Annotated in this window: 12 protein-coding genes; 9 read left to right on the top strand and 3 right to left on the bottom strand. The window is 68.1% G+C overall.

The window, feature by feature from the left end; genetic code table 11:
• Positions 1-17 precede the first annotated feature (17 nt).
• Both uvrB and BN1186_RS13860 read right to left on the bottom strand, forming a co-directional pair.
• Complete coding sequence (uvrB, locus tag BN1186_RS13865; RefSeq protein WP_040284552.1) at positions 18-2,087, bottom strand: excinuclease ABC subunit UvrB; 2,070 nt, start codon at positions 2,085-2,087, stop codon at positions 18-20.
• Between the two features lie 62 nt (positions 2,088-2,149).
• Entirely contained in the window at positions 2,150-2,845 is a 696-nt protein-coding gene (locus BN1186_RS13860; RefSeq protein ID WP_040284551.1) for a maleylpyruvate isomerase family mycothiol-dependent enzyme, read from the bottom strand.
• 35 nt (positions 2,846-2,880) lie between these two features.
• Between BN1186_RS13860 and uvrA the strand changes: the two genes are divergently transcribed.
• A complete protein-coding gene (gene uvrA, locus BN1186_RS13855; protein WP_040284927.1) occupies positions 2,881-5,715 on the top strand; it encodes an excinuclease ABC subunit UvrA in 2,835 nt (944 codons plus the stop codon).
• Between the two features lie 8 nt (positions 5,716-5,723).
• On the opposite strand, the gene BN1186_RS13850 is transcribed toward uvrA, so the two are convergent.
• The gene (locus tag BN1186_RS13850) at positions 5,724-6,308 is read right to left on the bottom strand and encodes a hypothetical protein (protein WP_040284550.1); all 585 of its coding nucleotides are present in this window, start codon (positions 6,306-6,308) and stop codon (positions 5,724-5,726) included.
• Positions 6,309-6,354: 46 nt separating this feature from the next.
• Here BN1186_RS13850 and uvrC point away from each other — a divergent pair, with 46 nt between their 5' ends.
• From uvrC to gap, 8 genes are all read left to right on the top strand, one after another.
• The gene (gene uvrC / locus BN1186_RS13845; protein WP_040284549.1) at positions 6,355-8,274 is read left to right on the top strand and encodes an excinuclease ABC subunit UvrC; all 1,920 of its coding nucleotides are present in this window, start codon (positions 6,355-6,357) and stop codon (positions 8,272-8,274) included.
• 230 nt (positions 8,275-8,504) lie between these two features.
• Positions 8,505-9,098: a biotin transporter BioY gene (locus BN1186_RS13840; protein WP_040284548.1), complete on the top strand. Its 594-nt coding sequence runs from the start codon at positions 8,505-8,507 to the stop codon at positions 9,096-9,098.
• Positions 9,095-9,802, top strand: a complete 708-nt coding sequence (locus BN1186_RS13835) for an energy-coupling factor ABC transporter ATP-binding protein (RefSeq protein ID WP_040284547.1) — start codon at positions 9,095-9,097, stop codon at positions 9,800-9,802. Before BN1186_RS13840 ends, BN1186_RS13835 begins: the two co-directional genes overlap by 4 nt.
• Positions 9,799-10,422, top strand: coding sequence for an energy-coupling factor transporter transmembrane component T family protein (locus BN1186_RS13830; RefSeq protein ID WP_052460187.1), 624 nt, complete (start codon positions 9,799-9,801; stop codon positions 10,420-10,422). Before BN1186_RS13835 ends, BN1186_RS13830 begins: the two co-directional genes overlap by 4 nt.
• A gap of 421 nt (positions 10,423-10,843) precedes the next feature.
• On the top strand, positions 10,844-11,710 hold the full coding sequence (gene rapZ / locus BN1186_RS13825) for an RNase adapter RapZ (protein WP_040284925.1): 867 nt from the start codon (positions 10,844-10,846) through the stop codon (positions 11,708-11,710).
• 2 nt (positions 11,711-11,712) lie between these two features.
• Positions 11,713-12,654, top strand: coding sequence for a gluconeogenesis factor YvcK family protein (locus tag BN1186_RS13820; protein ID WP_040284546.1), 942 nt, complete (start codon positions 11,713-11,715; stop codon positions 12,652-12,654).
• 32 nt (positions 12,655-12,686) lie between these two features.
• Positions 12,687-13,670: a DNA-binding protein WhiA gene (gene whiA / locus BN1186_RS13815; RefSeq protein WP_040284545.1), complete on the top strand. Its 984-nt coding sequence runs from the start codon at positions 12,687-12,689 to the stop codon at positions 13,668-13,670.
• A gap of 200 nt (positions 13,671-13,870) precedes the next feature.
• Entirely contained in the window at positions 13,871-14,866 is a 996-nt protein-coding gene (gene gap / locus BN1186_RS13810; protein ID WP_040284544.1) for a type I glyceraldehyde-3-phosphate dehydrogenase, read from the top strand.
• Positions 14,867-14,952 lie beyond the last annotated feature (86 nt).

The following is a 14,952-nucleotide window of genomic DNA, read 5'->3' as shown; positions in this document are numbered from 1 at the left end:
TGGGGACAGAGCGAAGCCTACTTGCTGGCTTCGATCATGCCGCGCAGTTCCTTCTTGAGATCGGCGATCTCGTCGCGGTGCCGTGCCGCCATCTCGAACTGGAGTTCCGCGGCTGCCTGGTGCATCTGGGAGGTGAGGTCCTCGATCAATGTGGTGAGTTCCTCCTGCGCCATGGCGGAGGCGTCGAGCCCGCGGCCCTTGCGACGCTTCCCGCCACCGGCAGCCGCCTCTTCGAGGAGCTCGGTGGTGTCGGCGTCTTCGCGGGCCAGCATCTCGGAGACGTCGCCGATGCGCTTGCGCAGCGGCTGCGGATCGACGCCGTGCTCGGTGTTGTAGGCGATCTGCACCTCGCGGCGACGGTTGGTCTCGCTGATCGCCGCCTCCATGGAGGGGGTGATCTTGTCCGCGTACATGTGCACCTGGCCGGCGACGTTTCGGGCGGCCCGGCCGATGGTCTGGATGAGGGAGCGCTCGGAGCGCAGGAAGCCCTCCTTGTCCGCGTCGAGGATGGCGACGAGGGAGACCTCAGGGAGGTCTAGGCCCTCGCGGAGCAGGTTGATGCCCACCAGCACGTCGTACTCGCCCAGCCGCAGCTCGCGCAGCAGTTCGATGCGGCGGATGGTGTCGATGTCTGAGTGGAGGTAGCGGGTGCGGATGCCGTGATCCATCAGGTAATCGGTGAGGTCCTCGGCCATCTTCTTGGTCAGCGTGGTGACCAGGACGCGTTCGTTGCGCTCCACACGGAGCTTGACCTCGGCCATGAGGTCGTCGATCTGGCCCTTCGTGGGCTTGAGGATGACCTCCGGATCCACCAGGCCGGTGGGGCGGATGATCTGCTCCACCACGCCGTCGGCCCTGTCCATCTCGTACGGGCCGGGGGTGGCGGAGAGGTAGACCGTCTGGCCGATGCGCTCGACGAACTCGTCGAACTTCAACGGCCGGTTGTCGATGGCGCTGGGCAGCCGGAAGCCGTGCTCCACCAGGGTGCGCTTGCGGGAGGCGTCGCCCTCGTACATGCCGCCGATCTGGGGGATGGAGACGTGGGATTCGTCGACCACCAGCACGAAGTCTTCCGGGAAGTAGTCCACCAGGCACGACGGTGCGGAGCCGGCCGCGCGGCCGTCGATGTGGCGGGAGTAGTTCTCGATGCCCGAGCAGGTGCCGATCTGGCGCATCATCTCGATGTCGTAGTGGGTGCGCATCCGCAGCCGCTGGGCCTCCAGGAGCTTGCCTTGGGATTCGAACTCGGCGAGGCGGAGTTCCAGTTCGCGCTCGATGCCGGCGATGGCGCGTTCCATCCGGTCTGCGCCCGCGGAGTAGTGGGTCGCCGGGAAGATGTAGGCCTCCTGCTCCTCGTGGATCACGTTGCCGGTGAGCTGGTGCGTGGTGGCGATGCGCTCCACCTCGTCGCCGAAGAACTCGATGCGCAGCGCGTTCTCCTCGTACATGGGGTAGACCTCGAGGGTGTCGCCCTTGACGCGGAACGTGCCTCGGCCGCCGCCGATGTCGTTGCGCGCGTACTGGATGTCCACGAGGTGGCGCAGCAGGGTGTCGCGGTCGTACTCGTCTCCGACGCGGAGCGTGACTCGCTGCTCGAGGTACTCCTCGGGCGTCCCCAGGCCGTAGATGGCGGAGACGGTGGCCACCACGATGCAGTCCCGCCTGGTGAGCAGCGACGACGTGGCGGCGTGCCGCATCCGCTCAACTTCTTCGTTGAGCGAGGAGTCCTTCTCGATGTAGGTATCGGTCTGGGGGAGGTACGCCTCGGGCTGGTAGTAGTCGTAGTAGCTGACGAAGTACTCGATGGCGTTGTTGGGCATCAGGTCACGTAGTTCGTTGGCGAACTGCGCGGCCAGCGTCTTGTTGGGCTGCATGACCAGCATGGGGCGCTGCAGTTGCTCGGCCAACCACGCGACGGTGGCGGTCTTGCCGGTGCCCGTGGCGCCGAGCAGCACGACGTCCTGCTCGCCCGCGTTGATGCGCCTGGTCAGCTCCGCGATGGCGGCCGGCTGGTCGCCTGACGGCGAGAACTCTGAGACGACCTCCAGGGGCGCCACCTGGCGCTGCAGCTCTTCAATCGGACGCATGCTTCATAGCGTAGTCGCGTCCTGTGACAACCCGGCCGGGCGGGCTGGGGCTGAGCAGTGTCTCAGTCGGTGTCGTCGTCGCGGTAGATGCGGCCGGATTCGATGCCGCGCATCAGCCAGGCCAGCAGATCCGCGGCCGGTCCATGGAATGTGGACGGATCCGCGGTGCGGCCGACGGTGCCCTCGTAGCCCTCGTCCGCGATGAGGCGCAGCGGCGGGTAGTCGTCGCGATGCCCGATGCGCTCCACATGGAACTGCAGCAGCGCCAGGGCGACATCGGGCGCCAACACCGCGGGGGCGAACTGCCCGTCGAGGTCGAAGTGGTGCAGCACCACCTCGCTGAGCCGGGACAGGGGGATGTGTTTGGCGGGGATGGTGTGGCCGTCTCGCAGCCGGATCTCGCGAAGGTCCCCCTCCCGGGAAGGCAGCAACTCCTGCAACTGGCTGGCGCTGGTGTCCAGATCGATCTGCAGGTCGAGGCTGCCCTCGATGGCGCGCAACTCGATGGCCTGCCGGTCCTCGTGGCGGGAGCCGTACAGCTCGCGCTGCACGCCGTCGTCCAGTTCGTCGATGACCCGCACCATGGCGCGCGCGCCCTCCACCAGATGGGCGGCGACGTGGCTTCGGGTCCAGCCCGTCAGGCTCGTGGGGGCCGCCCATTCCTCGTCGGAGAAGCCGATGGTGGTGCCCAGCAGCAGTAACGTCTGTTCACGCACGGCGCTGACGACGTCACCGAAAGGCAAGCGGTTGATCGGCATGTGCCCAAAACTAGCAAAGACGTACCATTGCGGACGTGAATGATCGGCTCCTGGTGCGTGGCGCACGCGTACATAACCTGAAGAACGTCTCCATCGACCTCCCGCGCGATGCCCTCATCGTGTTCACCGGGCTCAGCGGCTCGGGCAAGTCGTCGCTGGCCTTCGACACGATCTTCGCCGAAGGGCAGCGTCGCTACGTCGAGTCGCTGTCGGCCTACGCCCGCATGTTCCTGGGCCAGATGGACAAGCCGGACGTCGATTTCATCGAGGGGCTCTCGCCCGCGGTGTCGATCGATCAGAAGTCGACCTCGCGCAACCCCCGCTCGACGGTGGGCACCATCACGGAGGTCTACGACTACCTCCGCCTGCTCTACGCCCGCATCGGCATCCCGCACTGCGAGGTGTGCGGCGCGGTGATCGGCAAGCAGACGCCGCAGCAGATCGTCGACCGGCTGATGAGTGAGGAGGAGGGCACCCGCTTCCAGATCCTCGCGCCGCTGGTGCGTGGCCGCAAGGGTGAACACGCCGAACTGTTCCGCCAGCTCATCGGCGACGGCTACTCCCGTGTCCGGATCGACGGCGAGACCTACCCGCTGACCGATCTGCCGAAGGTGGCCAAGACCTACAAGCACGACATCGACGCGGTGGTGGACCGCGCCGTCGTGCGCCCCAACGCCAAGCAGCGGATCACCGAGTCGATCGAGACCGCGCTGACCCTGGCCGGCGGGGTGGTGACCATCGACTTCGTCGACCGCCCGGCAGACGACCCCGAGCGGGAGCGTCGTTTCTCCGAGAAGATGGGCTGCCCCAACGACCACGACGTCAACATCGACGAGCTGGAGCCGCGCCAGTTCTCCTTCAACGGCCCCTGGGGCGCCTGCCCGGAATGCTCCGGCCTGGGCACGCTCCTCGACCCGGATCCTGAACTGATCATCCCCAACGACGACCTCTCGCTCGACGAGGGCGCCATCGCGCCGTGGACCACGCCCACCATCAAGCAGCACTACGCGCGGGTGCTCGAATCGCTGGCAGAGGAGCACGGCTTCTCCACCAGCACACCCTGGAAGAACCTTCCTGCGGCGGCCCGCAAGCTGCTGCTGCAGGGAGCCAAGGGCAACGTCGTGGTCAAGTACCGCAACCGGTTCGGCCGCGTGCGCTCGTTCTCCCAGAAGTACGAAGGCATCATCCCGTTCATCCGCCGCCGCCACGATGAGGCGGAGACCGACGCTGCCCGCGACCGTTGGGGCGGCTACATGCGCGAGATCAACTGCGCCTCCTGCGAGGGCGCCCGCCTGAAGCCCGCGTCGCTGGGCGTGACGGTGGCCGAGCGCAACATCGCCCAGCTGGCGGAGCTGTCCATCGGCGAGGCCGCGGAGTTCCTCGACCAGTTGGAGCTCACCGAGCGCGAGGCCGCCATCGCCGAGCGCCTCGTCAAGGAGATCAACCTGCGCCTGCGGTTCCTCCTCGACGTGGGCCTGGACTACCTCACGCTGTCGCGCGCCGCCGGCACCCTGTCCGGCGGTGAGGCCCAGCGCATCCGTCTGGCCACCCAGATCGGCTCCGGCCTCGTCGGCGTGCTCTACGTGCTCGACGAGCCCAGCATCGGCCTGCACCAGCGCGACAACCTGCGTCTCATCGAGACCCTCCACCGGCTGCGCGACCTCGGCAACACGTTGATCGTCGTCGAGCACGACGAGGACACCATCCGCGCCGCTGACTGGGCCGTCGACATCGGCCCTGGCGCAGGCGAGGGCGGCGGCGAGGTCGTCGTCAGCGGCACCGTCGAGGAGCTGCTCAACCACCCCGAGTCGAAGACCGGCGCCTACCTCTCCGGCCGCCTGGAGATCCCCGTCCCGGCGGTGCGCCGGCCCGGCAACGGGCAGCAGCTCGTGGTCAAGGGAGCGAGGGAACACAACCTGCGTGGCGTGGACGTCGCCTTCAACCTGGGCCAGTTCATCGCCGTGACGGGCGTGTCCGGCTCCGGGAAGTCGTCGTTGGTCAACTCGATCCTCTACACCGCTGCCGCCAAGCACATCTACGGCTCCAAGGCGGTGCCCGGGCGACACAAGTCGCTGGAGGGGCTCGAGCACATCGACAAGGTGATCTCCGTGGACCAGTCGCCCATCGGCCGGACCCCGCGCTCCAACCCGGCCACCTACACCGGGGTGTTCGACAAGGTGCGCGCCCTCTTCGCGAAGACGCCGGAGGCGAAGGTCCGCGGCTACATGCCGGGGCGCTTCTCGTTCAACGTCAAGGGCGGGCGCTGCGAGCACTGCATGGGCGACGGCACCATCAAGATCGAGATGAACTTCCTTCCGGACGTCTACGTGCCGTGCGAGGTGTGCCACGGTGCCCGCTACAACCGCGAGACGCTCGAGGTGCACTACAAGGGTAAGACCATCGCCGAGGTGCTTGACATGCCCATCTCGGAGGCGGTGGGCTTCTTCGAGTCCATCAACTCCATCGCCCGCTACCTCAAGACCCTCGAGGAGGTGGGCCTGGGCTACGTGCGCCTGGCCCAGCCCGCCACCACGCTGTCGGGCGGCGAGGCGCAGCGCGTCAAGCTGGCCGCAGAGTTGCAGAAGCGCTCCACGGGCCGCACCCTCTACGTGCTGGACGAGCCGACGACGGGGCTCCACTTCGAGGACATCCGCCGCCTGCTCACCGTGCTGCAGCGCCTCGTCGACCAGGGCAACACCGTCGTGACCATCGAGCACAACCTCGACGTGATCAAGTCCGCCGACTGGATCATCGACATGGGCCCCGACGGCGGCTCGCGCGGGGGCACGGTCGTCGCGACGGGCACGCCGGAGGACATCGCCAAGGCGAAGGGCTCTGCCACCGGCGAGTTCCTGAAGAAGATCCTCTAGCGGATCGGTCAGGCGTCGTAGAGCGGCCGTTCGCGTTCCGGGGCGATGCGGGCGGCCGCCATCTTGCCGCCGAAGAAGAAGAGCAGGCCGCCGATGAACAGCGGGACCGACGGCTTGCGGATGTCCCACGGGCCGCGCAGCGACGCCTCGTACTCGTCCCGGTTCAGGGCGACGACGCCGTCCTGGCCGCCCTCACAGGTCACGTTGTAGCGGCCTGCCTCGGCGTAGAACGAGGTGCCGATGGTGGGCGGGTCGCCAGCGAAGCGCCACGGCTCCTGCAGCAGTTCGTAGCCTTCCTCGTCCTTGATGGTGCACTCGGGCAGCTCTCCCTCGTGCCGCACGAGCACGTAGGAGCCGGCCTCCGTGATGGAGATCGAACCGTTGGTGCCGGGCACGTGGCGCTGAGGCTGGTAGTCCTCGCGCATCATGCTGAACTGCCCCAGCAGCAGGGCGACGGCGATGGCGAACAGCACCAGCGAGATGATGACCGTGACGATCCGCACGATGGAGGCCTTGCGGCGCCGCTTACGCCAGGCGCGCACCTGCTCGACGACGGCGGCGCGGTCGCCCGTGAACTGCTGGCTGGTACTCATCGTGCCAGCCTAAGCCACCCCGCAGCATCTGAGTAGGGTTGACGCCATGGCCGATCCCGCAAGCTACCGCCCGAGCCCGGGCAGCATCCCCACGGACCCGGGGGTGTACCGGTTCTTCGACGCATTCGGCCATGTCCTGTATGTCGGTAAGGCCAAGAATCTGCGGCAGCGCCTCAACTCCTACTTCGCCGATCCGGCGGCGCTGCATTTCCGCACCCAGACGATGGTGCGCACCGCAGCGAAGGTCGAGTGGACGGTGGTGCGCAACGAGTTGGAGGCCCTCCAGCTGGAGTACACCTGGATCCAGCAGTTCGACCCACGCTTCAACGTCAAATACCGCGACGACAAGTCCTACCCGTGGCTGGCCGTCACGATGAACGAGGAGTACCCGCGCGTGTTCGTGGGCCGCGGAGCGAAGAAGCGCGGCGTGCGCTACTTCGGCCCCTTCGGTCAGGCGTGGGCCATCCGCGAGACGGTAGACCTGCTGCTGCGGGTGTTCCCCATGCGCTCCTGCACCCAGGGCGTGTTCAACCGCGCCCGTTCCGCCGGCCGGCCCTGCCTGCTGGGCGACATCGGCAAGTGCAGCGCCCCCTGTGTCGGCCGGGTCTCCGCCGAGGAACACCGCGGGATCGCCGAGGACTTCTGCTCCTTCATGGCGGGTAACACCGGCGGCATCATCGGCCGCATCGAGCGTGACATGTATCAGGCCTCCACGGATCTCAACTTCGAGCGCGCCGCCGTCCTGCGTGATTCCCTGGCGGCGCTGAAGAAGGTGCAGGAGAAGAACTCCGTGGTGCTCAGCGACGGCCTGCGCGTCGACATCGTGGGTCTGGCCGATGACGGGCACCAGGTGGCGGTTCAGGTCTTCCACGTCGTCGACGGCCGGATCCGCGGCGAGCGCGGCTGGATTGCGGACCGCTCCGACGACCGCTCGCTCACCGAACTGCTCGAGGCGTTCCTGGAGCAGCTCTACACCGATGAGTTGGAGATTCCGCCGCACATCCTCGCCTCGGTGGAGGCGGAGGACACCCTGGTCGAACACCTCACCACCCGACGCGGGGGCAAGGTGGACATCAAGGTGCCGCTGCGCGGGGAGAAGCGAGCGCTGCTCGACACCGTCGTCAGGAACGCGCAGATGGCCCTCGAGCAGGCCAAGCTGCGCCGCACCACCGATCTGACCACCCGCTCGCAGGCGCTTGACGAGGTCTCCGAGGCCCTCGGCTTGGAGGAGCCGCCGCTGCGCATCGAGTGCTACGACATCTCCCACACCATGGGCACCGAAACCGTCGGCTCCATGGTGGTGTTCGAGGACGGGCTGCCCCGCAAGAGCGAGTACCGGCGCTTCATCATCAAGAGCTTCGAGGGTTCCAACGACGTGGCCGCCATGACGGAGGTGCTCAGCCGACGACTGCGCCGCCTCGTCGACGACCGCGCCTCCGACGTCAAGGTGGACGCCACCACCGGCGAGGCCGCGCGCTTCTCCTACGCGCCCGGCCTCATCGTCGTCGACGGCGGCCTTCCGCAGGTCAACGCCGCTGCGGCGGTCCTGAAGGACTTCGGCCTGGAGAACGAGATCGCGTTGTGCGGCCTGGCGAAACGTCTGGAGGAGGTGTGGGTGCCGGGGGAGGAGTATCCGCTGATTCTGCCCCGCGCTTCCGAGGGGCTTTATCTGCTGCAGCGGCTGCGCGACGAGGCGCACCGGTTCGCGATCACGCACCACCGGTCGCGGCGGGCCAAGACCGTCGTCGAATCCGTCCTCGACGGCGTCCCCGGCCTGGGGGAGCTGCGCCGCAAGGCGCTCCTGAAGTACTTCGGTTCCATGCGGAAGCTGCGCCAGGCCACCGTCGAGGAGATCGCCGAGGTCCCCGGCTTCGGCCCGCGGCTCGCCGCCTCGGTCAAGGCGGCCGTCGCCGACACCGGCGGCGAGGCCATCAACCTCACCACCGGTGAGGTCACCGAGACGTAGCACGTTTCGTGAGCCGAACCGCGCTGGCGAGCCGCTGCCCGCGAGGAACGAGGGGTGCAGCGTGTCGAAACCCGGCGAGCTGACAAGGATGCCGAAGGAACGCCTGGCGGTTTCGACACGACCGCGCTCCTCGCAAGCTCGGAGGCGTAGGCTCAACCGGCGGGCCCGAGTTGAACGGTGTTCAAAAGGGGTGGTTAGATAGGCTCATCCGACCATTCAAGGAGTACCCCATGTCCACCAGCGCCACCATCGACGCGCCACGTACCAAGGCGTTTGCGCCCGCAGACCTCGCCTACATCGCGGTCTTCGCGGCGCTGCTCTCGGCGCTCTCGCAGCTCACCGTCACCCTCGGGCCGGTGCCCTTCACGCTGCAGACCCTCGGTGTCGCGCTCGCCGCGTTGATTCTCGGGCCGTGGCGTGGCGCTGCCGCCGTGCTGCTGTACATCGTCGTCGGCGCGGCAGGTCTCCCAGTGTTCGCCGGCGGGAAGGCGGGCCTGTCGGTGCTGCTGGGGGCCACCGGCGGCTACCTGGTGAGCTTCGTGATCGGATCCATCGTCATCGGCTACGTCGCCCAGTGGGCATTGCGCAAGGGGCTTTCGGCCGTGACGCCGGTGTGGTTCTTCCTCGGCTGCCTGCTGTCGCGCTACCTAGTGGTGCTGCCCATCGGGGTGGGCTGGCTCGCGAACTACCTGGACAAGCCCTTCGTGGAGACCATGATTGCCACCGACATGCCGTTCTGGCTCTGGGACGCCGCGAAGTCTCTGTTCGCCGTCCTGATTGCGGTGGCCGTCCACAAGGCGTTCCCGAGGCTGCTCGGCCGATGATCCAACTCCGCGATGCCCGCGTGGTCGTCCCCGCTTCACGGCAGGGCGACCCCGACAGGGTGCTGCTCGACGGCGTCACCCTCGACCTCGCCGAACGGCGCATCGCGGTGATCGGCGCCAACGGCTCAGGCAAGTCCACCCTGCTACGGCTCCTCAACGGGTTGCGCACCGTCACGTCCGGGCAGGTCCTCGTCGAGGGGCTCGACGCGGGCAAGAACGGCCGGGCCGTGCGGCAGAAGGTGGGGTTCATCTTCACGGACCCGCTCGCCCAGCTCCTGATGTCCACCCCGGTGGAGGACATCGAGTTGAGCCTGCGGAGTCTCATCCGCAACCGGGCGGAGCGCACCGCCCGCGCGCACGCGCTGTTGGAGGCCCGCGGGATCGGGCACGTCGCGCACCAGTCCATCTACGACCTCAGCGGGGGAGAGCGGCAACTCGTCGCGCTCACCAGCGTGCTCGCCGTCGAGCCCGCCATCCTGGTGGCCGACGAGCCCACCACGCTGCTGGATCTCCGTAACAAGCTGATGCTGCGCCGCGTGTTCGCGGAACTGGAGCAGCAGATCATCTTCTCCACCCACGATCTGGAGGTGGCCCACGACGCCGAGCGGGTGCTGGTCGTCGACGGCGGCCGCATCGTCGCCGACGGTGCGCCCGCCGAGGCTATCGACTTCTACACCCGCACCATGGCGGAGGCCGTGCGGTGAGCGGCGTCCACACCAGCATCCTGGGCGTCTTCGAACCCGGCGACGGCTGGCTGTTCAAGCTCCCCGTCGGCGCGAAGTACGTGCTGCTGTTGACCCTCGCAGTGCCGCCCATCTTCCTGTTCAGCTGGTGGGCCACGCTGGTGCCCCTCATCCTGGTGCTGGCCGCGTTGCTGACCTCCGGCGTCGGCCTGCGCAGGATCTTCAGCTTCGGGTACTACATCTGGTTCTTCCTGGCCCTGCTCGCGCTCTACCAGCTGATCGGGCAGCGCTGGGAGGCGGCGTTCGTGACGGCCGGCAACATGCTGCTGGCCGTGCTGGCCGCCCGGATGCTCACGCTGACCACCTCGACGGCGGACCTGCTCGACGCGCTCAGCCGCGGCCTTCGGGTGCTGCGCCACGTCGGCATCAACCCGGATGCGGTGGCGTTGATGGTGGCGCTGATGCTGCGCTCCATCCCGTTCCTGGCCGGCTCCATCTCCGACGCCCGGAGCGCGGCGCGGGCCCGCGGCCAGGAGCGTAACCTCGCGCGGCTGCTCACCCCCGCCGTCGTGGGCGCCGTAGCCTACGCGCAGCGCACCGGGGAGGCGCTCCACGCCCGCGGCCTGCCCGAAGACAGTTGAGGTCGCTCACCCGCAGACGATCCGACACCTCAAGCGCCACTGCTGTCAGATAGCTCCCAGCAACGATGGATCTATCACCACGGGCCGTGACAGACGGTTTGGGAGGCTCCTGAGAGGCGATGATCTGGCCAAACGGGCGAGGTGTTGCAGGCGGTGAGCATTGCGCAGATCAGGGACGTCTATGAGATCAACGAGGAACCCACGGTGGAGACCATCGAGCGTCTTGTCCGAAGCCCGAAGTCCTGGCCCGTAGGAACGCCGGGCATGTCACGGGTATCAAGGACGGCTGGATGGAGGTGTTCGCCCGGTTGAACCTTGCTGGAGCTCGCGGGCATGCTTGTTCAGCGGCCGGCGAGGCGTGGGCCCAGGACGCTGTCATGTCCAGAGGATATGTCAGCGCCAGCCCACTAGGGTGGTGGCCATGACCGACGTCGCCCCCCAGGAGTTCGCCCTCATCACCGGCCTGTCCGGTGCCGGGCGACGCACGGCCGCCCACACGATGGAGGATCTGGGCTGGTTCACCGTCGACAACCTCCCGCCCGTCATGCTGCCGACGCTGGCCGAGACGTTGTTGGGGGAGGGCGTGCAGCGCGTCGCCGTCGTCGCCGACGTGCGCAGCCGGGAGCAGTTCGAGCAGCTCCCCGCCGCGCTGGCCGCGCTGGAGGAGGGGGGCGCCCGGATCACCACCGTCTTCCTCGAGGCGGAGGACGACATCATCGTGCAGCGCCAGGAATCCAACCGGCGCCCGCTTCCGCTGCAGGGCGGGGACCGGCTGATCGAGGGCATCGCCCGCGAACGCAGGCTCCTGGCTGACATCCGGGCCACGGCGGACATCGTGGTCGACACCACCCGCCTGTCGGCACGCCAGCTCGCCCAGCGCGTGGCCAACCACTTCGGAGACGAGGCCACCGACAAGCTCAAGATCGCGCTGATCTCCTTCGGCTTCAAGAACGGGGTGCCCGTCGACGCCGACATGGTCTTCGACGTGCGATTCCTGCCCAACCCCTTCTGGATCCCGGAACTGCGGCCCAAGTCCGGCCTCAGTAAGGACGTGGCGCAGTATGTGCTCAAGCACAACGCGGCGCAACGCTTCCAGGACCACATGGTGGAGCTGCTGTCCACCGTCGCGCCCGGCTACCTGCAGGAGGGCAAGCGGCACGTGACCGTCGCCCTCGGATGCACCGGCGGCAAGCACCGCTCCACCAGCATGAGCGAGGAACTGTCCATGCGGCTGCGGGAACAGGGCTTCCCCACCACGGTGCTGCACCGCGACCTGGGGAAGGAGTGACCATGCAGAGGCTCCCCAAGGTGGTGGCGCTGGGCGGCGGCCACGGGTTGGCCGCGTCGCTGACGGCGCTGCGCCGCGTCACGGATCAGCTCACCGCGGTCGTGACAGTGGCCGACGACGGCGGCTCGTCTGGTCGGCTGCGCGACGAGTTCGGCTGCCTGCCGCCCGGGGACCTGCGGATGGCGCTGGCCGCCCTCTGCTCCGACGACCACGCCGGCCGCACGTGGGCCAGCGTGCTCCAGGCCCGCTTCTCGGGGGACGGTCCGCTGGGCGGGCACGCCATCGGCAACCTCCTCATCGCCGGGCTCTGGCAGCAGTTCGAGGACCCGGTGCAGGGCCTCGACATGGTGGGCGACCTGCTGCGCACCCGCGGCCGCGTCCTACCCATGAGTTCCGTGCCGCTGGAGATCGAGGCCGACGTGCTGGGTCTTGACCCCTTCGCGCCCGACGAGGTGTGCACCCTCAGCGGCCAGGCCACCGTCGCCAAGACCCGCTCCGAGGTGCAGCGAGTGCGCCTCGTGCCGGATGAGCCCCCGGCGCGGCCGGAGGCGGTGGAGGCGATCATGGCCGCCGACACCGTCGTGCTCGGCCCGGGCTCCTGGTTCACCTCCGTGATCCCGCACCTTCTGGTGCCGGACCTGGCTGAGGCCATCGTGACGACGCAGGCGCGGCGCGTGCTGGTGCTCAACATCACCTCGGCGGCCGAGACCGACGGCTTCTCCGCAGCCCGGCACGTCGAGCTGCTCGCCGAGCACGCGCCGGGGCTGCGCCTGGACGTGGTGATCGCTGACAGTAACTTCACCGCCGATGATGAACACATCGAGGCCTATGTGGAGTCGCTCGGTGGCCGCCTGGTGCGGGCCGACGTGGCGGCGCGCGACGGCTCCGCCACCCACGACCGCCACCGCCTCGCCTCGGTATTCAGCGAAGTCATCGCGCCCTGAACCCCGGCCCGCCGATGTGGCAGACTTCGCCCATGGCTCTGACGCAGAAGGTGAAGGCTGAGCTGGCCTCCGTTGTGACTCAGCACCCGTCGGTCCGGCGGGCGGAGGTGGCGGCCATGCTGCGTTTCGGGGGCAGCCTGCATCTGGTCGGCGGCCGCATCGTGGTGGAGGCCGAGCTCGACACCGGGGGAGCGGCCCGCAGGCTGCGCACCTTCATCGCTGACCTGTACGACATCGACACCGATCTGCTGGTCATTAACGCCTCCGGCGTGCGCAGGGGCCCGCGCTACTCGGTGCGCGCCATTCAGGGTGGCGAACAGCTCGCCCGGATGACCGGCCTGGTGGACCAGCGCCGCCGCCCCGTGCGCGGCCTGCCGCCCATCGTCGTGGGGGGCTCCGTGGCAGACGCCGTGGCCGTGTGGCGCGGCGCCTTCCTGGCCCGCGGCTCCCTGACGGAGCCCGGACGCTCCATGTCGCTGGAGATCACGTGCCCCAGCTCCGAGGCCGCCCTCGCGCTGGTGGGCGCGGCCCGCCGGTTCGGTACCGCCGTGAAGTCACGCGAGGTGCGCGGCGTCGAACGTGTCGTGATCCGCGACGGCGACGCCATCGCCGAGTTGCTCACCCGGATGGGGGCCGCAGAGACGCGCGTCGTCTGGGAGGAGCGCCGCAGGCGGCGCGAGGTGCGCGCCTCCGTCAACCGGTTGGCCAACTTCGACGACGCCAACCTGCGCCGCTCCGCCCGCGCCGCCGTCGCGGCCAGCGCCCGGGTGGAGCGCGCCATGGAGATCCTCGGCGACGACGTGCCGGACCACCTCCGTGAGGCGGGCAACCTGCGGCTGCAGAACCGGCAGGCCAGCCTGGAGGAGCTCGGCCAGCTGCACGACCCGCCGCTGACCAAGGATGCCATCGCCGGGCGCATCCGCCGCCTGCTCGCCACCGCGGACAAGGTGGCCGAGGATCGGGGGATCCCCGCCACGGAGGCCAGCCTCCCGGCAGACCTGCGTGAACCGGAGTGATCCGATGCGTCGGGCCTCGGCCGCTCCGCCGTCGACACGTGGCGTTTCGCCGAGTTCACGCTCGTCAACTGAGCGGTCAAGGAGCGGAAAGTTCGCTCATTAATCCGACCCCCCTCTTGTTCGAGGTGCTCGAGTCGTTAGGATGAATATGTCCATCTGCGCATCCGTGCGCTCGGTAGCTCGAAAGGGATCTCATCCTCATGACCGTAAAGGTTGCAATCAACGGCTTCGGCCGCATCGGCCGTAACTTCTACCGCGCGCTCGTCGCCGCGGGCGCCGATCTCGACGTCGTTGCCGTCAACGACCTGACCGACAACAAGACGCTGGCCCACCTGCTCAAGTACGACTCGATCCTCGGCCGCTTCGACGGTGAGATCAGCTACGACGACGACGCCATCATCATCGACGGCAAGGAGATCAAGGCCTTCGCTGAAAAGGATCCCTCGGCTCTGCCGTGGAAGGACCTCGGCGTCGACATCGTCATCGAGTCCACCGGCTTCTTCACCGACGCCACCAAGGCCCAGGCGCACATCGACGCCGGTGCCAAGAAGGTCCTCATCTCGGCTCCCGCCAAGAACGAGGACATCACCATTGTGATGGGCGTCAACGACGACAAGTACGATCCTGCCGCGCACAACATCATCTCCAACGCGTCCTGCACCACGAACTGCCTCGCCCCCATGGCCAAGGCGCTCAACGACGGCATCGGCATCGCCAAGGGCCTCATGACCACCATCCACGCCTACACGCAGGACCAGAACCTGCAGGACGGCCCCCACAAGGATCTGCGTCGCTCGCGCGCCGCGGCCCTCAACATGGTGCCCACCACCACCGGTGCCGCCAAGGCCGTCTCTTTGGTCCTCCCGGAGCTCAAGGGCAAGCTGGACGGTTACGCCATGCGCGTGCCCACCCCCACCGGCTCCGCCACGGACCTCACCTTCGAGGCCTCGCGTGAGACCTCCGTCGAGGAGATCAACGAGATCGTCAAGAAGGCCGCCGACGGCAAGGTGCTCGTCTACACCGAGGACGAGATCGTCTCCAAGGACATCGAGACCGATCCCGCCTCCTGCATCTTCGACGCCAAGCTCACCAAGGTGATCGGCAACCAGGTCAAGGTGCTCGGCTGGTACGACAACGAGTGGGGCTACTCCAACCGTCTGGTCGACCTGACCGTCATGGTCGGCGAGAAGCTCTGATCAACACCACACCTGTGGTCTGAGACAACGGCCCCGTGGCTCCGAGAAGGGGCTGCGGGGCCGTTGTCACCCAACGACAAACGAAA

Source organism: Tessaracoccus massiliensis (assembly GCF_000826065.2).
Classification (GTDB): Bacteria; Actinomycetota; Actinomycetes; order Propionibacteriales; family Propionibacteriaceae; genus Arachnia; species Arachnia massiliensis_A.
Note: the sequence above shows the minus strand (reverse complement) of the source record. Positions and strands in the feature narration are given on the sequence as shown.